18 protein-coding genes are annotated in these 22,215 nt (G+C 72.3%); 10 read left to right on the top strand and 8 right to left on the bottom strand.

Translation table 11 applies throughout. The annotated features are described in order from the left end of the window. Window positions 1-90 precede the first annotated feature (90 nt). Window positions 91-354, bottom strand: a complete 264-nt coding sequence (locus tag OHA86_RS24510; protein ID WP_031519519.1) for a WhiB family transcriptional regulator — start codon at window positions 352-354, stop codon at window positions 91-93. A 715-nt stretch (window positions 355-1,069) separates the two neighbouring features. On the opposite strand from OHA86_RS24510, the gene OHA86_RS24505 reads away from it, so the two are divergent. The 3 genes from OHA86_RS24505 to OHA86_RS24495 are packed head-to-tail and all read left to right on the top strand — an operon-like array spanning window position 1,070 to window position 3,918. After that, complete coding sequence (locus tag OHA86_RS24505; RefSeq protein ID WP_329178524.1) at window positions 1,070-1,606, top strand: cysteine dioxygenase; 537 nt, start codon at window positions 1,070-1,072, stop codon at window positions 1,604-1,606. 33 nt (window positions 1,607-1,639) lie between these two features. Next, entirely contained in the window at window positions 1,640-2,605 is a 966-nt protein-coding gene (gene cofD / locus OHA86_RS24500; RefSeq protein WP_329178522.1) for a 2-phospho-L-lactate transferase, read from the top strand. Further along, the gene (locus OHA86_RS24495; protein ID WP_329178520.1) at window positions 2,602-3,918 is read left to right on the top strand and encodes a coenzyme F420-0:L-glutamate ligase; all 1,317 of its coding nucleotides are present in this window, start codon (window positions 2,602-2,604) and stop codon (window positions 3,916-3,918) included. Before cofD ends, OHA86_RS24495 begins: the two co-directional genes overlap by 4 nt. A gap of 54 nt (window positions 3,919-3,972) precedes the next feature. Here OHA86_RS24495 and OHA86_RS24490 read toward each other — a convergent pair whose 3' ends face one another. Further along, a complete protein-coding gene (locus tag OHA86_RS24490; RefSeq protein ID WP_329182540.1) occupies window positions 3,973-4,824 on the bottom strand; it encodes a DNA-3-methyladenine glycosylase family protein in 852 nt (283 codons plus the stop codon). 164 nt (window positions 4,825-4,988) lie between these two features. On the opposite strand from OHA86_RS24490, the gene OHA86_RS24485 reads away from it, so the two are divergent. From OHA86_RS24485 to OHA86_RS24465, 5 genes are all read left to right on the top strand, one after another. Next, a complete protein-coding gene (locus tag OHA86_RS24485) occupies window positions 4,989-5,744 on the top strand; it encodes a TIGR03089 family protein (protein ID WP_329178518.1) in 756 nt (251 codons plus the stop codon). 972 nt (window positions 5,745-6,716) lie between these two features. Beyond that, window positions 6,717-7,964: an LCP family protein gene (locus OHA86_RS24480; protein WP_329178516.1), complete on the top strand. Its 1,248-nt coding sequence runs from the start codon at window positions 6,717-6,719 to the stop codon at window positions 7,962-7,964. Between the two features lie 50 nt (window positions 7,965-8,014). Further along, window positions 8,015-9,418 (top strand): LCP family protein, encoded by a 1,404-nt coding sequence (locus OHA86_RS24475; protein ID WP_329178514.1) that lies wholly within the window; start codon window positions 8,015-8,017, stop codon window positions 9,416-9,418. Window positions 9,419-9,624: 206 nt separating this feature from the next. Then, entirely contained in the window at window positions 9,625-11,295 is a 1,671-nt protein-coding gene (locus OHA86_RS24470) for an LCP family protein (protein WP_329178513.1), read from the top strand. Window positions 11,296-11,419: 124 nt separating this feature from the next. After that, window positions 11,420-13,213 (top strand): LCP family protein, encoded by a 1,794-nt coding sequence (locus OHA86_RS24465; RefSeq protein WP_329178511.1) that lies wholly within the window; start codon window positions 11,420-11,422, stop codon window positions 13,211-13,213. A gap of 103 nt (window positions 13,214-13,316) precedes the next feature. Here OHA86_RS24465 and OHA86_RS24460 read toward each other — a convergent pair whose 3' ends face one another. Continuing rightward, a complete protein-coding gene (locus OHA86_RS24460; protein ID WP_329178508.1) occupies window positions 13,317-14,369 on the bottom strand; it encodes a glycosyltransferase family 2 protein in 1,053 nt (350 codons plus the stop codon). A 176-nt stretch (window positions 14,370-14,545) separates the two neighbouring features. Between OHA86_RS24460 and OHA86_RS24455 the strand changes: the two genes are divergently transcribed. Continuing rightward, complete coding sequence (locus tag OHA86_RS24455) at window positions 14,546-16,012, top strand: LCP family protein (protein ID WP_329178506.1); 1,467 nt, start codon at window positions 14,546-14,548, stop codon at window positions 16,010-16,012. Window positions 16,013-16,045: 33 nt separating this feature from the next. Here OHA86_RS24455 and OHA86_RS24450 read toward each other — a convergent pair whose 3' ends face one another. Next, window positions 16,046-16,516 (bottom strand): acyl-CoA thioesterase, encoded by a 471-nt coding sequence (locus OHA86_RS24450; protein WP_329182539.1) that lies wholly within the window; start codon window positions 16,514-16,516, stop codon window positions 16,046-16,048. Between the two features lie 246 nt (window positions 16,517-16,762). On the opposite strand from OHA86_RS24450, the gene OHA86_RS24445 reads away from it, so the two are divergent. Next, the gene (locus OHA86_RS24445; protein WP_329178504.1) at window positions 16,763-17,992 is read left to right on the top strand and encodes an LCP family protein; all 1,230 of its coding nucleotides are present in this window, start codon (window positions 16,763-16,765) and stop codon (window positions 17,990-17,992) included. 125 nt (window positions 17,993-18,117) lie between these two features. Here OHA86_RS24445 and OHA86_RS24440 read toward each other — a convergent pair whose 3' ends face one another. The 4 genes from OHA86_RS24440 to OHA86_RS24425 form a co-directional block, all read right to left on the bottom strand. After that, window positions 18,118-18,540: a hypothetical protein gene (locus tag OHA86_RS24440; RefSeq protein WP_329178502.1), complete on the bottom strand. Its 423-nt coding sequence runs from the start codon at window positions 18,538-18,540 to the stop codon at window positions 18,118-18,120. Between the two features lie 135 nt (window positions 18,541-18,675). After that, a complete protein-coding gene (locus tag OHA86_RS24435) occupies window positions 18,676-19,323 on the bottom strand; it encodes an LAETG motif-containing sortase-dependent surface protein (protein ID WP_329178500.1) in 648 nt (215 codons plus the stop codon). A gap of 203 nt (window positions 19,324-19,526) precedes the next feature. After that, window positions 19,527-20,687, bottom strand: coding sequence for an acyl-CoA dehydrogenase family protein (locus OHA86_RS24430; RefSeq protein WP_329178498.1), 1,161 nt, complete (start codon window positions 20,685-20,687; stop codon window positions 19,527-19,529). 125 nt (window positions 20,688-20,812) lie between these two features. Beyond that, window positions 20,813-22,165: an LCP family protein gene (locus tag OHA86_RS24425; protein ID WP_329178496.1), complete on the bottom strand. Its 1,353-nt coding sequence runs from the start codon at window positions 22,163-22,165 to the stop codon at window positions 20,813-20,815. Between the last annotated feature and the right edge of the window lie 50 nt (window positions 22,166-22,215).

Below are 22,215 nucleotides of genomic sequence, written 5' to 3'. Positions count from 1 at the left end.
GCTGCGGAGCAGGCGTACGAGCGGTGGCAGATGGCCGGGCTTGCCGCTGCTCAGGGGGCCGGCCGGGGTCCTGGGCGGATGGCGTGCGGGTCAGACGACGCCCTTCTTGAGCCGGCGGCGCTCCCGCTCCGACAGGCCGCCCCAGATACCGAAGCGCTCGTCGTTGGCGAGGGCGTATTCCAGGCAGTCGGAACGGACTTCGCAAGCGAGGCAGACCTTTTTCGCCTCACGCGTGGAACCGCCCTTTTCGGGGAAGAACGACTCGGGGTCGGTCTGCGCACACAGCGCGCGCTCCTGCCAGCCGAGTTCCTCGTCGGCCTCTTCGGCCAGCAGCAACTGGAACTGCTCGGTCATGCGCGCCCCTCGTCTGTCGTGCTTCCCCGTGATGTGGGCCGTCACCATGTGCGGCTTGACGACACGAGTGAAATTACAAGTGCGCCGATCCGGGCCAGTCAAGCCGAGATCTGCTATTGGGTCCGTTATTCACTCCGCTGAACCAAGGGGTGACGGAAAGTGTTGTTATCGGGCTAAAAGCATGGATCCGTCAACCGTGGTCCGATCGCTCCACCACTCACACGTCGTCAGACGCTGCGGCAACGTCGCACGTTCCGCCCGTACGAATGAAGCGCCGTGGATCACATTTCGATCACAGGAGCGCGCGGTCACCGGGGAACGGTCGGACATGTACGCGACGACGGACTGCGCGTCGCGCGGTTTCCCCAGCTCGGTTGCGTCCGGTAAGCGGAATACCGCGGTGCACGGATGTCGCTGCACCTGTCCCCACATGCCCACGCACAAACCTTTCAGCAGCGCGCGGCGCCGGATCAGGTGAAAGAAAAGCAACATAACGGACATCCAGTTGACAGCGGGTCCGCCGGACAGGTCTTCTTGTACGCATGCCTGCCGAGCACCACGCGCCCTACCGGACCCGCCGTCGCGAGTCCTGCTGCGTCGCGCTCGCGCAGAACTGCTGTTGTTCCTGCCGCTGTCGCTGAGCCCCCTGTTCAGGACCTGTCGTTCCGGTCCTGGCACCGCCCGCCACTCGTGCACACCCCAGGGACACACCTTCATGTACTCCGACGTCTCTATCGCCGGTGACCCGCTCGCCCTGCCCCACCTCCTCCCCCCGGTGCCGCAACACCCCGGCACCGTGGCGGAGTTCGCCGGACTCGCCCGCTCCATCGCCGCCGACCGCGAGCGATGGGCCCCCCTGGTGCGTTACGACGCCACCACCCGCTGGTACGCGCGCCTGCAGACCGGCCCCGGCTACGAGGTGTGGCTGCTCAGCTGGCTCCCGGGCCAGAGCAGCGGGCTGCACGACCACGGCGGTTCGTCGGGCGTACTGACCGTCCTGCAGGGCGCGCTGCGCGAACGCGCGCTCGGCGACCGCGGCGAGACCGTCCGCGCGCTCGCCAGGGGCGGCCAGCGCGCCTTCGCACCCGGCTATGTGCACGAGGTCGTCAACGACAGCCTGGAGCCCGCGGTCAGCCTGCACGTCTACTTCCCCGGCCTCACCGAGATGACGCCGTACGCCTGCACCTCCGCCGCGGGCGCGACGGCCGCCGCCCAGGTGACCGCGCAGGCCCCGGCCGGGCAGCAGCCGTAAGGGCCGCTTCGGCGGGCTGACAGACTGGGACCCATGCGAATCGTGGTTCTGGCCGGAGGAATCGGCGGGGCGCGCTTTCTGCGCGGTCTGCTGGCAGCGGCGCCGGAGGCGGAGATCACCGTCATCGGCAACACCGGAGACGACATCCATCTGTTCGGCTTGAAGGTCTGCCCCGACCTCGACACCGTGATGTACACCCTGGGCGGCGGCATCCACGAGGAGCAGGGCTGGGGCCGGGCCGACGAGACCTTCACCGTGAAGGAGGAGCTGGCCGCGTACGGGGTGGGACCCGAGTGGTTCGGCCTGGGCGACCGGGACTTCGCCACGCACATCGTGCGGACCCAGATGCTGGCCGCCGGCTATCCGCTCAGCGCCGTCACCGAGGCCCTGTGCGCCCGCTGGAAGCCGGGCGTCCGGCTGATCCCGATGTCGGACGACCGGATCGAGACCCACGTCCTGGTCGAGACCGACGGCGAGCGCAAGGCGGTCCACTTCCAGGAATACTGGGTACGGCTGCGCGCCGCGGTCCCGGCACACGCCGTCGTGGCGGTCGGGGCGGACGCGGCCAAGCCCGCTCCCGGGGTGCTGGAGGCCATCGGCGCGGCCGACGTCATCGTCTTCCCGCCGTCGAATCCGGTGGTGAGCATCGGCACGATCCTGGCCGTGCCCGGCGTCCGTGAGGCGATCGCGGAGGCCGGGGTGCCGGTGGTCGGCCTGTCGCCGATCATCGGCGACGCGCCCGTGCGCGGCATGGCCGACAAGGTGCTGGCCGCGGTCGGCGTGGAGTCCACGGCCGCCGCGGTCGCCACGCACTACGGCTCCGGCCTGCTCGACGGCTGGCTGGTCGACACCGTCGACGCGGGCGCCGTCGCACCGGTGGAGGCGGCCGGCATCCGCTGCCGGGCGATCCCGCTGCTGATGACCGGGCTCGGGGCGACCACGCGGATGGCGCGCGAGGCGCTGACGCTCGCCGAAGAGGTACGGGAGGTACGGGCATGAGCACGCCGCGCGTCGAGGTCTTCGCCCCCGAGGGCATCGGCGAGGTCCAGCCGGGCGCGGACATCGCCGAGCTCATCGCCGCCACCGGGGTCGCACTGGCCGACGGCGACATCGTGCTGGTCACGTCCAAGATCGTCAGCAAGGCCGAGGGCCGCCTGGTGCACGCCGACGACCGGGAGGCCGCGATCGACGCCGAGGCCGTACGGCTGGTGGCGCGCCGCGGAACGACCAGGATCGTCGAGTCCCGGCACGGCTTCGTCATGGCCGCGGCCGGCGTCGACGCGTCCAACACCGCGCCCGGCACCGTCCTGCTGCTGCCCGAGGACCCCGACGCCTCCGCCCGCCGGATCAGGACCGGGCTGCGCGGCGGCCTCGGCGTCAACGTCGGCGTCGTCGTCACCGACACCTTCGGGCGACCCTGGCGCGAGGGGCTCACCGATGTCGCGATCGGCGCCGCGGGCGTCGCCGTCCTGGACGACCTGCGCGGCCGGGCGGACTCGCACGGCAATCCGCTGCATATGACCGTGACCGCCACCGCCGACGAACTGGCCGCGGCCGGCGACCTGGTCAAGGGCAAGGCGACCGGCCGCCCGGTCGCCGTGGTCCGCGGACTGCCCGGCACGGTCCTCCCGCCGGAGACCGCCGACGCGGACGACGCCGGGGCCCGGCCGCTGGTGCGCACGGCCGCCAACGACATGTTCCGGCTCGGCACGTCGGAGGCCGTACGGGAGGCGGTGTCGCTGCGCCGCACGGTGCGCGACTTCGCCGACACCCCGGTGGAACCCGCGGCCGTCCGGCGGGCGGTCGCCCTCGCGGTGACCGCGCCCGCGCCGCACCACACCACGCCGTGGCGTTTCGTGCTGCTGGAGACGCCCGAGGTACGCGAGCGGCTGCTCGACGCCATGCGTGACGCCTGGGCGGCGGACCTGCGGCGGGACGGCTTCTCGGAGGAGAGCGTCGCCCGGCGGCTGCGGCGCGGCGACGTATTGCGCCGGGCGCCGTATCTTGCCGTGCCGTGCCTGGTCGCCTACGGCGCCCACGCCTATCCCGACGCCCGGCGGTCCCAGGCGGAGCGCGAGATGTTCGTGGTCGCCGCCGGTGCGGGTGTGCAGAACTTCCTCGTCGCCCTGGCCGGCGAACAGCTCGGCTCCGCATGGGTGTCGTCCACGATGTTCTGCCGCGATGTGGTGCGCTCCGTCCTCGACCTGCCGCCGAACTGGGACCCGATGGGCGCGGTGGCCATCGGCCGCCCGTCCACCGTGCCCGCACCGCGGGTGCCGCGCGCGGCCGACGCCTTCATCGCGGTGCGCTGAGCGAGTCGCGGTGAACACCCGGCCCACGGCGGCGGCCCGGCACGCGGCCGGCGCTCAGGAGTGGCGGGTCGGCGGGTTCGGAGCCAGGCGGGGGCCGTGCCGGGGCGGGCTCGGCGCGGCCAGCAGGATCAGCCGGGCGGCCCGGTGGCGCTGGCCCGCGTAGGGGGCCAGCAGGTCGAGCATCGTGGCGTCGTCCGACCGCCGCGCGCCGGTCAGCGCGTAGCCGATGTGGTGCGGCAGGTGCAGGTCGCCGACCGTGACCGCGTCCGGGGCGCCGTGGCTGCGCTGCAGCGTCTCCGCGGCCGTCCACGGGCCGATGCCGGGCACGCTCTGCAGCCGGGTGCCCGCCTCCTGCGGCGGCAGCGACGTCAGCGCGTCCAGCCTGGGCCCCAGGCGCGCCGCCCGCAGGACCGTGGACGCGCGCTTGTCGTCCACCCCGGCGCAGTGCCAGTCCCACGACGGCACCCGCGCCCAGCCGCGCGCGTCGGGCATCACCCGCATACGGTCGGCCGGGCCCGGCGCCGGCTCACCGTGCTGGAGCAGCAGCAGCCGCCAGGCACGGTAGGCCTCCGCCGTGGTCACCTTTTGTTCGAGCACCGACGGGATCAGCGCCTCCAGTACGAGCCCGGTCCTGGTCAGCCGCAGGCCCGGATGACGCCGGTGCGCCGCGTGCACGATGCGGTGCCGGGGGGTGAACGCCGCCGGGTCGTCGCCGTCGCCGAGCAGCGCGGGCAGCGTGTCGAGCAGCCACTCCGCGCCCGGGCCCCACGCCTCGGCCTCCATTGCGGCCGCGCTGCCCCGCAGCCGCAGTGTGCCGGGGCCCGCGGGAGTACGGCTGGCCCGCCAGAAGGTGCCGTCGGCGTCGACCCGGAACGCCGGGTCGCCCGGACCGCGGCGCAGCGGCATGAGCGTACGGCGTACGTCGAGGGGTCCTCGCGGGGTCAGGGCTCGGATACGCCCCCGCTCCGGCCTGGGGACGGGGACGCCGCCGGTGAGGCGCGGTCGCGGTGAAGGCACCCGCCCGAGGGTAGCCGCCGCCGTACCCCGGCACGGCCGGTAGCCTGGCCGGCGTGACGTCACCCACCCGGGAAACCCCCGCCGGCCTGCTCGCCTCCGCCCTGCGCACCGATCCGGCACGGCCGCTGATCACCTTCTACGACGACGCCACGGGTGAGCGGGTCGAACTGTCGGTCGCCACCTTCGGGAACTGGGTCGCGAAGACCGCGAATCTCCTGCAGGACGAGTTGGGGGCGCAGCCCGGCGACCGGATGGCGCTGCTGCTGCCCGCGCACTGGCAGACGGCGGTGTGGGTACTGGCCGGGTTCTCCACCGGCGTGGTGGTCGCGCCGGGCGCGGACCCCGGCACCGCCGACCTCGTCGTCAGCGGACCCGACACCCTGGAGCGGGCGCGGGCCTGCGGCGGGGAGCGGGTGGCGCTGGCGCTGCGACCGCTCGGCGGGCGCTTCCCGCAGCCGCCCGCGGGCTTCCTCGACTACGCCGTCGAGGTGCCCGGGCAGGGCGACCGCTTCGTGCCGTACGCGCCGGTGGGCGCGGGCTCGCCGGCGCTCGAACTCGTCGGCGAGGGCACGGTGACCGCCGGGGAGGTCGTGGAACGGGCCGTCGCCTCGGCCGAGGCGTACCGGCTGGCGCCGGGGGCGCGGGTGCTGTCCCGGCTGCCCTTCGACAGCTGGCCCGGCCTGGCGGCGGGGCTCCTCGCGCCGCTCGCGATCGGCGGTTCCGTCGTCCTGTGCAGGAACGCCTCCGGCTTGGGGGCGGAGGAGGTTGCCGCTCGGGAGGCGGCGGAGCGGGTCACTCTCACGGTGTAGCGCCGCGTTCTGGCCGGAGCCGCGGGGGTGGGGGGTGTCACTTGCGGTGGGCCTCGCCACCTGCCGCGCCGCTGGGGCTGCGCGCGCAGTTCCCCGCGCCCCCGGGTGGGTGCCACTTGCGGTGGGCCTCGCCACCTGCCGCGCCGCTGGGGTTCCCCGCGCCCCCGGGTGAGCGTCACTTGCGGTGGGCCTCGCCACCTGCCGCGCCGCTGGGGTTCCCCGCGCAGTTCCCCGCGCCCCCGGGTGGGTGCCACTTGGCGTGGCGTCGCTATCTGCGGCGCCGTGGTGATTGCGCGCGTATTTCCTCGCGCCCTGGGTGGGTGTCACTTGCCGTGGCCTCGCCACCTGCCGCGCCATTGGGGTTGCCCGCGCAGTTCCCCGCGCCCCCGGGTGGGTGCCACTTGCCGTGGCCTCGCTATCTGCGGCGCCGTGGTGATTGCCAGCGGCCCTCGGTGGGGGCTGCTCCTCGCGTTCGTAAGGCTGGCTGAGCAAGTGGGCAGGTGGACGCAACCAAGGGGCGGATTCGACTGTCTGAACGAGTGACGTGCGGGCACACGAGCCCGGGGTGCCGGCGGACGAGGGATGGGCGGGGACGTGACGACGTCAGCAGAGCCTCCGGAGGAGGACCCTACGGAGTCGGATCCGCAGTCGGATCCGGAGCCTGGACCCAAGCCGCAGGCGCAGCCTGGACCTCAGCCGGACTCCGAGGCCGGGCCGGGCCACGAGCCTGAGTCCGAGCCAAAGGTTCAGGCGGAGCCCGCACCTGAGGCGGGCGCGGACCCGCAGCCGGAGGCCGGGGCCAAGGCGGGACCTGGGCCGGCCCCCGAGGCCGGGGCCAAGGCGGAGCCTGAGCCGGGTCCCGATGCCGGGGCCAAGGCGGAGCCTGAGCCGGGTCCTGAGCCCGGAGCTGAGGCAGAGCCCGACCTCGCACCCGCGCCCGGGGCGGAGCCGGAGCCGGAGGCAGGGTCGCAGGTGCAGCCCGAGCCTCTGGCGGGGCTGGAGGCGTACCCGGAGGCCGGAGCCGCGCCGGAGGCGGGCCGGCGGAGGTATCGGTGGGTCAAGCTGCTGGCGGCGGGCACCGCCGTGGCCGTGCTGGCCGGGGCCGGCGGCCTCTACTACCTGTACCAGCAGCTCGACGGGAACATCACCACGGACACGGTGACCGAGAACGACTTGAACGTGCACGAGTCGGAGCGGCCGACGGAGGGGCCGACCTCCGCGGAGAACATCCTGCTGCTGGGCTCGGACAACCGCGGTGACGGCAACGGGAAGTACGGCCAGGACAGCGGCACCCAGCGCTCGGACACCGCGATCCTGCTGCACCTGGCCGCGGACCGGCACAGTGCGACGGCGATGAGCATTCCGCGCGACCTGATGGCGCACGTGCCGAGCTGCGACAAGCCGAACGGCGGCAAGACCGCGGCGCGGTTCGTGCAGTTCAACTGGGCCTTCGAATTCGGCGGTGCCGCCTGCACGATCCGGACCGTCGAGAACATGACGGGGATCCGGATCGACCATCACCTGATCGTGGACTTCTCCGGGTTCAAGAAGATCGTGAACGCGGTCGACGGCGTGGACGTGTGCCTGGCGGAGCCGGTGCACGACACGAAGGCGCACCTCGACCTGCCGGCCGGGCGGCAGACGCTGAACGGCGAACAGGCGCTCGGCTATGTGCGGTCCAGGCACGGCTTCGGCGACGGCAGCGACACCGAGCGGATGGACCGCCAGCAGGGCTTCCTCGGCTCGCTGTTCTCCAAGGTCAGCAGCAACGGCGTGCTGCTCAACCCGACCAAGGTCTACCCGGTGCTCTCGGCCGCGACCTCCTCGCTCACCGCGGACCCGGGCCTCGACTCGCTCAGCGAGCTGTACAGCCTGGCGCGGGACATCCAGCGGATACCGACCGGGCAGGTGCAGTTCCTGACACTGCCGCGGGAGCAGTACACGAAGGACCGCAACCGCGACCAGCTCGTGCAGCCCGCCGCCGGCCGGCTCTTCGCGGCGCTGCGCGACGACATGCCGGTGACGGTGACGCCGGACGGCAAATCGGACAACGGGACAGCGGGCAGCGGGACATCGGAGTCCGGTAAGCAGGACAGCGGGAAGCCGAAGAGCGGGAAGCCCGGCGCGACCGGCACACCCACGACGAGCGGCACGCCTGCCACCACGGGACCCACCTATCGGGGTACGACCGCCGATGCCGACATCTGCGGCAAAGCCTGATGAACTAAGGTGAATGCCCGGCCGGCCGTGGAGGGAGGACCCGAGCGACCGTGGACACGGAGGACTCCGGGTACGTCGACCCGGCTGACCAGTGGGTGCTGGACCCGGCAACCGGCATGTACCAGCTGCGCCTTGACGCGCCGTCGGAGCCGGTGCCGGTGCCGCCCGCGCCCACACCGGTCGGGCCCGCACCGGCGCGGCGGGCCGCGGTACGTACCCCGGCCGCCCGCGCGGGCCGCGGCGGACGCAGGGCCGCCGCCCCCGCCGCCGGGTCGCGGCGCCGCAAGGCCAAGCCGCGCAGGCCGCCCGCCCTGGCGTGGGCGGTCGGGACCACCTGCGCCGTGCTGGTCGCCGGTGTGACCGCGGGGATCGTCGTGCTGCGGCAGGGCGACGGGCCCGGCATCCGTACCGTGGACATCGGTGCGGCCGGGAGCAAGGACCCTGTCCACGCCGGTGCGATGAACGTCCTGGTGCTCGGCGGCGGACCTGTGGGCGCCACCGCGGACACCGCCGTGCTGCTGCATGTGGCCGCGGACCGCGGCAATGCGACGGCGCTGGTCATTCCGCCGGCGCTGGTGACGGACATCCCGGACTGCCCGGTGGGCGGCGGGACCGTCAAGGGGGCCGAGCAGCAGCCGTTCTCCGCCGCGTTGACCGGGCGCGGCCCCGGCTGCGCGCTGCGGGCGGTGAAGCAGTTGACCGGGCTGCCGGTGGACCATGTGGTGCTGGTCGACTATGCGGCGGCGAAAGCGGCATCGACCGGTGTCGGGGCGGCGGACCTGTGCGTGGACCGTACGCTGGCCGTCCCGGGGACGCTGACGGCGCTGGCACGTACCGCGCCTGCCGCGCTCACCACGGACAGCCCGCTCGGCAGCGCAAAGGCGCTGGGCGCGCTGGCCGACGCCATGGGTGCGGCCGATCCGAAGCACGTCACCTTTGTGACGGTACCGGTGCGGGGCGGCGCCGGTCCGCCGGTCGCCGACCAGGCCACGGCGTCGCAGCTCTACGCCCTGATGGCGCGCGATGTGTCCCTGTCCCCCGACCACCCCCCGGCGGCCGATCCGAAGCTGGCCGGCCCGAAGGCGACTCCGCACAACACCCGGGTGGAGATCTACAACGGCACGGGGGTCTTCGGCGCCTCCCAGGACGTGCTGAGCTGGCTGCAGAACACGCAGGGCGTCAACCGCTCCACCAACGGCGGCGACGCCCATGCGAAGGTGCCGCGGACCACGTTGCGGTATGCGCCGAACCAGGCCGACCAGGCGCGCTCGCTGGCCGCGATGATGGGCCTGCCCGCGTCCGCGCTGATCCCGGGCACCCAGGACGCGGCGCCCCGGGCGAACATGACGCTCACTCTGGGCGCGGACTTCACCGCGCCCGGTGTCCCGGTGGGGCCGCCCACCGCGCCGCCCAAGGGCGTACGGCTGACGCCCGCGTCCGGCGTCCACTGCTGACGGCGGCGGCGCGCGTCGGTCGGCGAGCCGGACATCTGCGGCAAAGCCCGGTGCAAGGCTGCTGAAAAACCACGCCAATTCCGAGAGGAATCGGGGGTTTTGTCCGGTTGCGAGGAGGGGAGATCCACCGGGATCGCCCATCGGTGCGTCATCGGGCGACTACTGTAAGCGATCCGGCGGTTACCGGATGGAGGACCCGAGCGACCGTGGACACGCAAGGCCGAGACGATATCGATCCGGCGGACCAGTGGGTGCTCGACCCGGCCACCGGCACCTACCGGCTGCGGGAGCGGCCGGCGCAGGACCGGGCGCGGAAGCAGCCCGGTCTGCCCCGGCAGAGCAGCCACGCGCCCGCCGACGCCTCAACCCCGCCCAGGAGCCGCCGTACGGCCGCCGCGCCGGGTCCGCCCGGCCGCCGCAGGGGGAAGCCGGACGGCCGGCTGTCCCGGCGCAGGAAGGCGCTGCTGTGGACGGCGGGCGCGATGGGCCTGGTCCTGACCGCGGTGGGCGTCGGCGGCTACCTGGTCTACGAGCACTTCAACGGCAACCTCACCACCGTGGACGTCGGCGACGCGGGCAGCAAGAACGTCGGCGGCGACGGCCCGCTCAATCTGCTGGTCATCGGCACCGACAGCCGCCAGGGGCTGGGCCGCAGGTACGGCGACGCCGACAGTGTCGGCCACGCCGACACCACGATCCTCTTCCACGTGTCGGCCGACCGCAGCAATGCGACGGCGATGAGCATCCCGCGGGACATTGTCACGGGCATCCCGGACTGCCCGACCCGGCGGAAGGACGGCACCACGACGACGATCCCCGGCATTCCCGCCGGCCTGACCACGCCGAGGTTCAACGAGAGCCTGGGCGTGGGCGGGCGGGACCCCGGCTGCACGATGCGCGCCGTCACGCTGTTGACCGGGATTCCGGTCGACCACTTCATGATGGTCGACTTCGAGGCGGTCAAGGCGCTGTCGACGGCGGTCGGCGGGGTGGACGTGTGCCTGTCGAGGCCGCTGGTCGATCCCAAGTCGCATCTGGACCTGTCCGCGGGGCGGCACCGGATCGAGGGCGAGCAGGCGCTGGAGTTCGTCAGGACCCGGCACGCGCTGCGCAACCAGAGCGACCTGGACCGGATCAGACTCCAGCAGAACTTCCTCAGCGCGATGATCCGCAAGATCAAGTCGAGCGGCACCCTGACCAGCCCGGGGAAGCTCTTCACCCTGGCGGACGCGGCGACCCGGGCGCTCACCGTGGACAGCGCGATCGGCAGTGTCTCGCGGCTGACCGGCCTGGCCAAGGACCTCAGCAGGGTGGACGCCAAGCACATCACCTTCACCACCCTGCCGGTGGTCGACAACCCCAACGAGCGGGTCCACGCCACGGTCGTGGTCGACCGGGCCAGGGCGGAGCAGTTGTTCGCGATGATCAGGAACGACGTCTCGCTCAGCGGCCGCAGGAAGCAGCCGAGGGCAGATCCGCGGCTGGTCGGCCCCCGGGCCGCGGCCTCCGACGTCCGGGTGCAGGTCTACAACGGCAGCGGCGTCTCCGGCGCCGCCCGCGGCACGGTGGACTGGCTGCGCGGCGTCCAGGGCGTCGGCGGCCCCGCCAACGGCGGCAACGCGCCCTCCCCCGCCCCGCGGACCACCCTGGCCTACACCCCAGGGCAGGCCGACCAGGCCCGCGCCCTCGCCGCGATGCTCGGCCTGCCCGGCTCGGCCCTGCGCCCCTCGTCCGGAGCCGACGACGCCCAGGGCGCGGACATGTCGCTCACCCTCGGCGCGGACTTCGTCCGGGCCGGGGTTCCGATCGCGGACCCCGCGGCGCCCCCCGAGGACCTGACCAGGACGAGGGCGGACAATTCGTCCTGCGTGAGCTGACTCACGAAACCTTCCGGTGACCGCCGTCGTGTTAAGTCAGGGCCGCGGGATGCAACTCCGTGCGCCAGATCACCGTCTGACACGGGGACGACCGAGATTCGGCCGGAGCAGGGGAGGGTTCTTCATGCGGGACGGGGCAATGGGCGGCGGTCAGGGTTCCGCGTCGAACCATGGCGACCTCGGCTGGGACGACGGGCTCTACCGGGACAACGCGCCCTCGTACGCCCCCGGACCGGCGGCCGACCGCGAGACCGGGCAGATACCGGGGCCCAGAAGCCCGCACGGGGGCGGCGACGGCCCCGACCCGATACCCGGCGGACCTGGCGCGGGCGGCGCCGACAGCGGCAACCCGGCGAACGCCGGCGGGCACCGCAGGGGCGGCCCGCGGCGGCAGCGCAGCCGCAAGAGCAAGGTGCTGCGCTGGGTGGCGATCGTGGCCGCGGTCGGCGTCCTGGGCTCGGCGGGGGCCGCTTACGGCTACTACGAGTACCTGGCGGGCAAGATCCGCAAGGGCCAGCGGGTCAGCGGGAACAGCTCCGTGGCCAAGCCGAAGGCGAACGCCAACGGCAGCTCGGCGATGAACATCCTGATCCTCGGCTCGGACAGCCGGATCAGCGCGGACGACCAGAAGCTCGGCGGCGCCGCCGACAGCGCGGGCGCCCGGGCGGACGTGATCATGATCGCCCACCTGTCCGCGGACCGCAGCAATATGTCGGTGGTCAGCATCCCGCGCGACACCCGGGTCGACATCCCCGAGTGCGAGGACCCCAAGACCCACCGCACGTATCCGAAGGTCAACGAGATCATCAACGCCTCGCTGGGCCGCGGCGGCCCCGGCTGCACCCTGGCGACCGTGCAGAACCTCACCAACGTCTACATCGACCACTGGCTGATGATCGACTTCTCCGGTGTGGTGAAGATGGCGGACGTGCTCGGCGGCGTGGACGTATGTGTCGAGCACAGCGTCTGGGACCGTCCCACCAAATACATCAAGCACGGCGGCTCCGGGCTGAAGCTCACCGCGGGCCACCACCTCATCAAGGACAAGCAGGCGCTCCAGTGGCTGCGCACCCGCGACGCCTTCGGTGACGACTCGGGCCGCGCCAAGGCGCAGCACATGTACATGAGCTCGCTGATCCGCACCCTGCGCAGCCAGAACCTCTTCACCAACCCGGCCCGGCTGAACAAGATCGCCACCACGGCGATGGGCGCCTTCGAGGTCTCCTCGGAGATCGGCACCCCGAAGAAGCTCTACGACCTCGGCATGGAGCTGAAGAGCATCCCGCCGGCCCGGATGACGATGCTGACCATGCCGCACGACGCGGACCCGCAGGCGGTCAACGCGCACTATGTGCCGGCCGCGGCGGCCTCCACCGTGTGGTCGCTGATGCGCAACGACGTGGCCATGGACGCGGACGGCAAGGCCAAGGCCCCGGGGACGGCGAGCACCTCGCCGAAGCCGGTCACCCCGACGGGACCGCCCGCCGCGGCCCCCGCGACGATCCCGGTCACCGTGGTCAACGGCACGGCGGGTACCACGGGCAACCCGGCCGTGCCGCACCGCGCCGGGGACATCGCCGCGGCGCTGGGCACCGCGGGCTTCACCAAGGCCGAGTCGAGCCAGAAGGCCGCCCCCAGCCCCGGCACCACCCTGACGTACCCGGCGGCCGACGGTGAGCAGGGCAAGGCGGACGCGGCCTCGGTGGCGAAGGCGCTCAAGATCCCGGTGAGCAATGTGAAGCCGTCCGACACCGTGCAGAGCATCACCCTGACGGTCGGCGGGGACTGGAAGAAGGGCACCGACTACAGCACGACGCTGCCCAAGGAGGGCGGCGTCCCCAAGTCCGCCGACGCCATCAACGGCGCCGACACCACGGGCTGCATGCCCATCCAGCCGATCTACCGCTGGGCGGGCTGAACGGCCCGCGGCGGGCAGCGCAGGTACGCGAAAGGGGTCCGCCGGAGCTTCCGGTGGACCCCTCCGCCGTCGTAAGAGCGGCGCCCGCGGGCGTACGTACGGGCTACGCGTCGGCCGTCGTCGACTCCGCGGCGGTCGCCGTGACCGCGGGGCGGCGGCTGGCGATCACCTTGCGGGCCAGCGAGCGCGGGCTGGTGAGGAAGCCGTAGCCCCAGCACATGTGCATGGTGGCCAGCGCGAGCGGGATGCGCAGCCGGGCGCCCGCGCCCAGGCCGCGGCCGGCCGGCAGCGAACCGACGGTGATGGCCGCGAGATAGGCCGCGGGCACCAGCAGCGCCCACGGCGTCAGGACGGCGCCGACGACGATGCCCGCCGCATTGGCCAGCAGGGCGCCGGGTGCCGCCAGATACCGCAGATTGACCGAGCCGCGGTGGTAGCGCGTCACCACCCGGCGCCACCGGCCGTAGTCCTTGTACTGCTTGGCCAGGGCGCGCACGCTCGGCCGCGGCCGGTAGGAGACCCGCAGCTCGGGCGAGAACCAGATGAGATGACCGGCCTCGCGGATCCGGTAGTTCAGCTCCCAGTCCTGGGCGCGGATGAATTCCACGTTGTAGCCGCCCTGCTGCTCCAGCACCTCGCGCCGGAAGACACCGAGATAGACGGTGTCGGCGGGGGCGGCGGAGCCACCGGTGTGGAAGGCGGCGTTGCCGACGCCGATCTTCGCGGTCATGGCCGCGGCGACCGCCTCCTCCCAGGCGTTCTCGCCCTCGGCGTGCATGATGCCGCCGACATTCGCCGCGCCCGTGGCGTCCAGCAGGCGTACGGCGGTGGCGATGTAGTCGGGCGAGAGCATGCCGTGCCCGTCGACCCGCACCACGACCGGGTGGCGGGACGCGGAGATCGCGGCGTTCAGGGCGGCGGGCGTGCGCCCGGTGGGGTTGGGCACCGTATGGACCCGGGGGTCCTCGGCGACCAGCTCGGCCGCGATCGCGTCGGTCCGGTCCTTCGACGGGCCGAGCGCGATGACGACTTCCAGCTCGCCCGGATAGTCCTGTTCCAGGATGTGCCGGACGGAGTTACGCAGGTGGCGCTCCTCGTTGAGCACCGGCATGATCACGGAGACGGCCGGGAGCGCGGAGTCAGTGGCGGCGTTCATTGCGGGAAACGTTACCGCCAATGGGGGACCCCAGCGCGTGGGGGCAAGACTGACAGTCCTATTTGTCCCTAGCCTGAACGGGTCTTCCTGCTCTGTACCACTGCGGAGGGAATCCCGTGCCGCTGACCAGCCGCCGTCCACCCGGCCCCCCACGGACGCAGCCGGGGCGACGGCCGGTGCCGGGCCGGTGGCCGCCGATCCGGCTGAGCACCCGGATCGTCGGCGCGGTGGCACTGCTGGTGATCACCGCGAGCGGCATCGGCCACGCCGTGGTGACCGGGGTGGACGGGGCGATCGGCCGGGTGGACGCCTTCGGCGGGATGCAGGGCCGCCCCGGCGGCAGCAAGGGCACGAATTTCCTGCTCGTCGGGACCGACAGCCGGGACGACATCGCCCCGGACGAGAAGAAGCGCTACCACCTGGGCGGCGTGCCCTGCCACTGCACGGACACGATCATCCTGGTCCACCTGTCGCAGGACCGCTCCCGGGCCAGCGTGGTCAGCATCCCGCGCGACACCTACGTCCTGCTGCCCGCCCTGCCCGCGGCGCCCGGAAGCAAGGCCGGGAAGAAGGCCGGCGCCAAGGCCGGGAGCGGGGGCACCGCGAAGCCCGCGTCCGGGACCCGGCCCGCCAAGATCAACCAGGCCTACGCCGACGGCGGCCCCAAGCTCACCGTGCGGACCGTCGAGCAGCTGACCGGCGTCCACATCGACCACTACCTGGAGGTGGACTTCACCAGCTTCATGAAGACCGTGGACGTGATCGGCGGCGTCCCGGTCTGCACCTCCCGCCCGCTCAAGGACGCGTACTCCGGCCTGAACCTGCCGGTGGGCACCACGACCCTGAACGGCGGCCAGGCGCTGCAGTACGTGCGCTCCCGGCATCTGGACCCGGCCGCCGACCTCGGGCGGATGCAGCGCCAGCAGCGCTTCCTGGCCCAGGTCATCCACAAGACCACCAGCGGCGGCACCCTCGGCGACCCGCTGCGGCTCGGCAAGGTGGTCTCCGCTGTGCTCGGCTCGGTCCGCGCCGACCAGGGGCTCGACAGCGGGGACCTGATCGGTCTCGCCCGCGCCATGAAGGACTTCACGCCCGGCTCGTCGGAATTCACCTCGGTGCCGCTGAGCACCAGCAGCTTCCACGTCCCCGGCGTCGGCTCCACCGTGAAGTGGGACGCCCCGAAAGCCGGGCGGCTGTGGGCGGCCATCCGCGCCGACAAGCCGCTCACCGCCCCGCGCCCGGCCGGCGGCGGGCCGGCCGGCGTACCGGTCGGGGTGGACCCGGCCAGGATCCGGGTAAGGGTCGAGAACGGCACCGGCGTCCGCGGCCTGGCCGCGAACACCCAGCAGGCGCTGCACGCCACCGGCTTCCTCACACCCGGCGCACCGGCCACGGCGCCCCGGCACGTACCGCACACCGTGATCCGCTACGACCCGCGCTGGGACGACTCGGCGAAGGCGCTGGCCGTCGCCCTGCCGGGGGCGCGACTGGTGCCCGCGGCCAAGCAGGGGCCGCTGATGCGGGTCACACTCGGCCCGGACTTCGCCACCGCCAAGGTGAGGCCGGTGACCGCGCCCGCGCCCGACCCCGGTACGCGGCAGGCCGCCGGCGCCCTCACCGGCGACCAGGTGGGCTGCCCCTGACGCGAGCCGCGGGTGGGGCGGTGGGGCGGCGGGTCAGTCGTCCAGGCCCTCCGCCGCCCGCTCCCTGCGCAGTTCCAGGATCGCCCGGCGGCGGGCCAGCCGGTGCGTCCGGCGGATCTGGGCCTCCTGCCAGCGGCGCCGGTCCTGCGCGGTCTCCGGCATCACGGGCGGCACCCGGCGCGGGCGGCCCTCGGCGTCCACGGCGACGAAGACCAGATAGGCGCTCGCGACCTGCTTGGCGGGCCGCCCCGCCTCGTTCCAGCGCTCGGCGACGACCCGGACGCCGACCTCCATGGAGGTCTTCCCCGTCCAGTTGACCTGGGCCTTCACCTGGAGCAGGTCGCCGACCCTGACCGGTTCGAGGAAGGCCATCTCGTCCATCGCACCGGTCACCACCGGCCCCTCGGAGTGCCGGCCCGCGACCGCGCCGGCCGCGTCGTCGACCAGTTTCATCACGACGCCGCCATGGACCGTACCCAGCAGGTTGGTGTCATGGGCGCTCATGATGTGCGACAGCGTGATCCGGGCGGCGGACGTCGCCTTGCCCGGGATCACCGGGAACTGCGGGACGCCCGGGGCGTGCGGGACGGCGGGCGGCTCGGGGGTGCCGGAGCCTGCGGATGGATCGATCATGACCGCTACTTTATGTCCGTTACGAAACAGCTGCGGCTGGTGGCCGAATGCATCGGATTAGCTACAGAACCGCCCTGGATTCAAGGTCCCACGCCGCGGCCGGGCACACTGACGGACATGAACGGTTGGAGCGATGACACCGAGCGGCGCCGGCTCTCCGAGCCTCCGCTGCCCCCAGAACTGTCGCCGCGCCGGGCCGCCGCTGCCTCGGGCGGAGTCCCGCCGCAGCCCACTCGCCGCCCCGCGCCGGGCGACCGCCCGCAGCCCGGCGCGATCCCGCAGCCCGGCGACGGATCGGGCGACGGCTACGGCCCGCCGGCCACCGGCGGCCCCGGCGGCGCGGGGCCGCGCGCCCCGCGCTGGAGCACCCGCAAGAAGATCGGCTACGCGGCCCTCGGGCTTGTCGTGGTGCTGCTCGTGGTGTCGGTGTCGACGTACTTCTGGGCCGACTCCAAGGTGCGGCGCGAGGTCGACCTGAGCAAGGTCGAGGACCGCCCGGCGGCCGGCAAGGGCACCAACTACCTGATCGTCGGCTCGGACAGCCGTGAGGGGCTGACCAAGCAGGACGAGAAGGATCTGCACACCGGAGCCGCGTCGGGCCAGCGCACCGACTCGATGATGATCCTGCACACCGGCAGCAACGGCACCACGATGATGAGCCTGCCGCGCGACTCCTACGTCACCATCCCGGCCTTCACCGGCCAGCAGTCGCACAAGCGCTACCCGGCCTCCACCCACAAGCTGAACCGCGCGTACGCCGACGGCGGCCCCGAGCTGCTGACCAGGACCGTCGAGTACAACACCGGCCTCCACATCGACCATTACGCCGAGATCGGCTTCGCGGGCTTCGTGAACCTGGTCAACGCGCTCGGCGGCGTGAACATGTGCCTGGACAAGCCGCTGCACGACAAGGCGTCGGGCGCGGACTTCTCCGCGGGCTGCCAGAAGATGAACGGCCAGCAGTCGCTGGCCTTCGTCCGGCAGCGCCACCAGGAGGCCGACCAGGACCTGGGCCGGATGCGCAACCAGCAGAAGTTCCTGTCGACCCTCGCCCACCAGGCGGCGTCGCCCTCGACGGTGCTGAACCCGTTCAAGCTCTACCCGGTGATCGGCTCGGGCCTCGACACGCTCATCGTGGACAAGAAGATGAGCCTGCGCAATCTCGCGTCGATGTTCTGGGCGATGAAGGGCGTCACCGGCGGCGACGGGAAATCCATCACCGTGCCGATCGCCAGCGCCAACTACCAGACCCCCAACGACGGCGACGCCGTGAAGTGGGACATGACGAAGGCGAAGACGCTCTTCGGCGAGCTGAAGAACGACGACAAGGTCACCGCCACCAAGTAGCCGCGCCCCACGTGCCCGGCCGCGCGGCGGCATCGACGGCCCCGGCTCCCCCGCGATCGACGCGGTGGGAACCGGGGCCGTCCTTCGTGCTCAGCGGTTCCTGACGGATCCCGCGGGGTCCCGGCTCAGGCCGCGATCGGCGCGCCGGTGACCGCGAGCACCCACTGGTCCAGCTCGGGCCGCCAGTAGCGGGCGACGTTCAGCCGGGTCGGCTTGGCCTCGCCGGGCAGCTGGAACTTCAGCGAGCTCCACATGGCGTTCCGCTTGACCTCGCTGACCAGGGCCGCGGCCTCCTGCCGCGGTATGGCCACGACCAGCTCCTTGGGCCGGGCGCTCATCCGGCCGGCCTTGTGGAAGACCACGGCCTGCTCGGTGACCGTCACGAAGTAGTACTTCACGAACGCCTGGGCGATCACGCCCAGCGCGTTGGTCAGGTAAGGGCTCGGGCCGGTCACGGTGTGGATCGTGGCGATCGGCCGGTCGCCCGGGTTGATCTGCGCGATGGCCTCGGCCACCTGCTCCTGCATGGTGGACTTGCGAATGGCCATGTGGTGCCCCCATTTTCGACGTGCTGACGGTGCGGATGTGCTGACGAACAAATGCGACGCCGCCGTCGTGGACACGACAGCGGCGTCGCAGCGTACCGCCTTCCGGCGGCAGTTACGCCTCTGGGGGTGAGAACGTCAGTGACGTCCCGCCGGGTTGCGGCGGCGCAGCATGAAGACCGTGCCACCGCCGGCCGCGACGAGCACCGCCGCGACACCGGCGATCATGCCGGTGTTGGAGCCGCCACCGGTCTCGGCCAGGTTGGACGTACCACCGGCCGGCGAGGGCGCGTTGGTGTCGGCGACAGCCGCGGCCGGGGCTGTGGTGGTCGGCGCCGGAGCCGCGGGGGCGGTGGTCTCGGGCGGCGTGGTGGGAGTCGTCTGCGACGGCGACGGCGACGGGGTCGCGCACGCCTTGTCCGGCGTGGTCACCTCCTTGGTACCGACCTCCACCTGACCGGCCGATTTCACGACATGCACGGTGTAGACCGTGTTCGGCGTCCAGTCCACGGCGATGGCGAAGGCAACGCCTTCCTTGGTGCCCTTGACGCCCTTCTGGGAGCCGACCTCGGTCGAGCCCTGCGACACCGTGATGTCGACATTGGTGCTGTTGTCCTGGTCGAGGACGGTGATGACGCCGTGGTCGCCGTCGCACGAGGCGGACGGCGTGAACTCGGTGATGGAGCAAGCAAACGCGCTGCCTGCAACGCCCAGCGCAAGAGCGGCTGCGGCGGAGGCGACGCCAATGGAACGCACCGCGATTGCGGTACGGCGGTTTATGGACACGTCTTCCCTTCACGGGATCGGATCACAAGTGCGGAAAGGCCGCTCAGCGGACACGATGGCCCCCCGCCCCACTGATGGCCCTCACACCTCTACAAGCCCCCGCGCACGCTTGTCAATTGATCGCAAACCGACTACTACACGACCTCACACGCACAAAGAGCACCCGGTCCGGGTGCTCTTCGTGCGGCGGTGTTACAGAGTTGCTACGCGGGCAGGTTGCGGGCCATGACGATCCGCTGGATCTGGTTGGTGCCCTCGTAGATCTGGGTGATCTTGGCGTCGCGCATCATCCGCTCGACCGGATAGTCGCGTGTGTAGCCATATCCTCCGAGCAGTTGGACCGCGTCGGTGGTGACCGCCATGGCCACGTCGGAGGCGTAGCACTTGGCGGCGGCGCCGAAGAAGGTCAGGTCGGGGTCCGAGCGCTCCGACCTGGCCGCGGCGGCGTAGGTGAGCTGGCGGGCGGCCTCCAGCTTCATGGCCATATCGGCCAGCATGAACTGGATGCCCTGGAATTCGGCGATGGCCTTGCCGAACTGCTTGCGTTCCGTCACATATCCCTTGGCGTAGTCCAGCGCGCCCTGCGCGATGCCGAGGGCCTGGGCGGCGATGGTGACGCGGGTGTGGTCGAGGGTCCGCATCGCGGTGGCGAAGCCGGTGCCCTCCGCACCGATGATGCGGTCGGCGGGGATGCGGACGTTGTCGAGGTAGACCTCGCGGGTCGGCGAGCCCTTGACGCCGAGCTTCTTCTCCGGGGCGCCGAAGGAGACGCCCTCGTCGCTCTTCTCCACCACGAAGGCGGAGATGCCCTTGGAGCGCTTGTCGGGGTCGGTGACGGCCATGACCGTGTAGAAGTCCGAGACCCCGGCGTTGGTGATCCAGCGCTTCACGCCGTTGAGTACGTAGAAGTCGCCGTCGCGCACGGCACGGGTCTTCATGCCCGCCGCGTCGGAACCCGCCTCGGGCTCCGACAGGGCGTAGGAGAACATCCCCTCCTTGCGGGCCAGCGCGCCCAGGTACTTCGTCTTCAGCTCCTCGGACCCGGACAGTTCCACCGGGAGCGAGCCGAGCTTGTTGACCGCGGGGATGAGCGAGGAGGAGGCGCAGACCCGGGCGACCTCCTCGATCACGATGACGGTGGACAGCGCGTCGGCGCCCGGGCCGTCGTAGGCCTCGGGGATGTGCACGGCGTGCAGGTCGTTGGCCTCCAGTGCGTCACGCGCCTCCTGGGGGAAGCGGCCCTGCTCGTCCACCTCGGCGGCGAAAGGGGCGATCTTCGCCTCGGCGAGGGAGCGCACGGCGTCCCGGAGCATGTCGTGCTCTTCGGAGGTCCGGAAAAGGTCGAAGTCGGAGGATCCGGCCACAGAGTCTCACTCCCCGATGCTAACTACCGTTAAGTAACCCTACGATCCTAAAGCCGCGCCCATCATGCGGCCTACGTGACGTTCACGACAGCACAAGCGGCTCGCCCGAAGGGCGCCAGGAGCGCTCACGACACCTTGGTGCCGAGCTTGTCGAGGGCGTGGGTGGCCACGAAGTCGGCCATGGTGTCGTTGCGTATCGCCTCCCACAGCTGCGAGCCGCCGTTGTCGTCGAGCAGCACGACCGACTGCTTGCTGACGGTGTCGAAGCCCGCGACGGGCGCGTTCATGAAGACCATGTCCGAGGAGCCCACCGAGCGCATGTCCCACACCAGGCCGCGCAGCGCGCCGTCGGACAGCCGGTCGTCGACGCTGACCACCGAGGTGACCTGGTCCAGGGTGCGCTTGAGCTTGAGCGGATTGGTCACGGTGCCGCCGGAGAGCACCTTGGCCAGCACCGCCCGCAGGAAGTTCTGCTGCCGGTGGGTGCGGTCGAGGTCGCCGTTGGGCAGGCCGTAGCGCTCGCGTACGTAGTCCAGCGCGTCGTCGCCGTCCATGTGGTGCGGACCCGCGGACCATACGCCGCCGGGGCCGTTGCGGCGCTCGACGGTCTTGTCCACGGTGATGTCCACCCCGCCGACCGCGTCGGTGAGCTTCTTGAAGCCGCTCCAGTCGATCACCGCGAGGTGGTCGATCGCGACCCTGGTCAGCCGCTGCACGGTGTCGATCAGCAGCGGCGGGCCGCCCCAGGAGAAGGCCGCGTTCAGCTTGGCCTTGCCGTGCCCAGGGATGTTCACCCAGGAGTCGCGGGGCAGCGAGACGACATAGGCGTGCTTGTGGTCGGCCGGCAGGTGCACCAGCATCATCGTGTCGCTGCGCTGGGCGCCCGGCTTCCACTCCGGCGCCTCGGCGTCCTTGCCCGTGGTGGGCAGGTCGGAGCGGGCGTCCACGCCGACCAGCAGGAAGGTCTGGCTGCCGCTCTTGGACGGCGGCGGGACCGCGCCCGCCGGCAGGCCGGTGGGGAAGGCGTTGGGGATGCGCTGCACCCGGCCGGTGTAGTGCTCGTACGCCCAGTAGCCGGTGCCGGCGATCAGCAGGGCGCCGGTGCACAGCAGGACGAGCGCGCCGTACAGCACCCGGCGGGTGCGGCGGCGGATCCGGGCACGCCGGCGCTCGGGCGACTCCGGAGCGGTCGGCTCGGGCGCGCCGGGCGGTTCAGGGGTCCCGGGCGACTCGGGGGTCCCGGGCGACTCGGGGGTCCCGGGCGGTTCAGGTGTCCCGGGCGACTCGGGGGTCCCGGGCGACTCGGGTACGGCGCCCGATCCGGGTGCCTTCGCCGGTTGCGGCCGCTCCGGCGGCCCGGGGGTCCCGGGCGCTTCCGCGTCCGCGGGGCCGCCCCCGGTCCCGTCCGTCCGGTCGCCCGCGTGCCACAGCGGGCCTCCCCCGGCCCTGCCGCCTCTGCCGTCCTCGCCACCAGCCACGATCGCACCCCACCCCGGTAAGCCCGACCCCGCCGGATCGGTCACCGCAT

This window comes from Streptomyces sp. NBC_01477 (genome assembly GCF_036227245.1).
Lineage (GTDB): Bacteria > Actinomycetota > Actinomycetes > Streptomycetales > Streptomycetaceae > Actinacidiphila.
The sequence above is the reverse complement of the archived record's forward strand: the minus strand, read 5'-3'. Positions and strand labels throughout refer to the sequence as shown.

Bases quoted from the DNA above. Each gene is read 5' to 3' on its own strand.
- OHA86_RS24510 (WP_031519519.1), bottom strand. From the start codon at position 354: ATGACCGAGCAGTTCCAGTTGCTGCTGGCCGAAGAGGCCGACGAGGAA.
- OHA86_RS24505 (WP_329178524.1), top strand. From the start codon at position 1,070: ATGTACTCCGACGTCTCTATCGCCGGTGACCCGCTCGCCCTGCCCCAC.
- cofD (WP_329178522.1), top strand. From the start codon at position 1,640: ATGCGAATCGTGGTTCTGGCCGGAGGAATCGGCGGGGCGCGCTTTCTG.
- OHA86_RS24495 (WP_329178520.1), top strand. From the start codon at position 2,602: ATGAGCACGCCGCGCGTCGAGGTCTTCGCCCCCGAGGGCATCGGCGAG.
- OHA86_RS24490 (WP_329182540.1), bottom strand. From the start codon at position 4,824: ATGCCGCTGCGCCGCGGTCCGGGCGACCCGGCGTTCCGGGTCGACGCC.
- OHA86_RS24465 (WP_329178511.1), top strand. From the start codon at position 11,420: ATGCGGGACGGGGCAATGGGCGGCGGTCAGGGTTCCGCGTCGAACCAT.
- OHA86_RS24460 (WP_329178508.1), bottom strand. From the start codon at position 14,369: ATGAACGCCGCCACTGACTCCGCGCTCCCGGCCGTCTCCGTGATCATG.
- OHA86_RS24450 (WP_329182539.1), bottom strand. From the start codon at position 16,516: ATGAGCGCCCATGACACCAACCTGCTGGGTACGGTCCATGGCGGCGTC.
- OHA86_RS24445 (WP_329178504.1), top strand. From the start codon at position 16,763: ATGAACGGTTGGAGCGATGACACCGAGCGGCGCCGGCTCTCCGAGCCT.
- OHA86_RS24440 (WP_329178502.1), bottom strand. From the start codon at position 18,540: ATGGCCATTCGCAAGTCCACCATGCAGGAGCAGGTGGCCGAGGCCATC.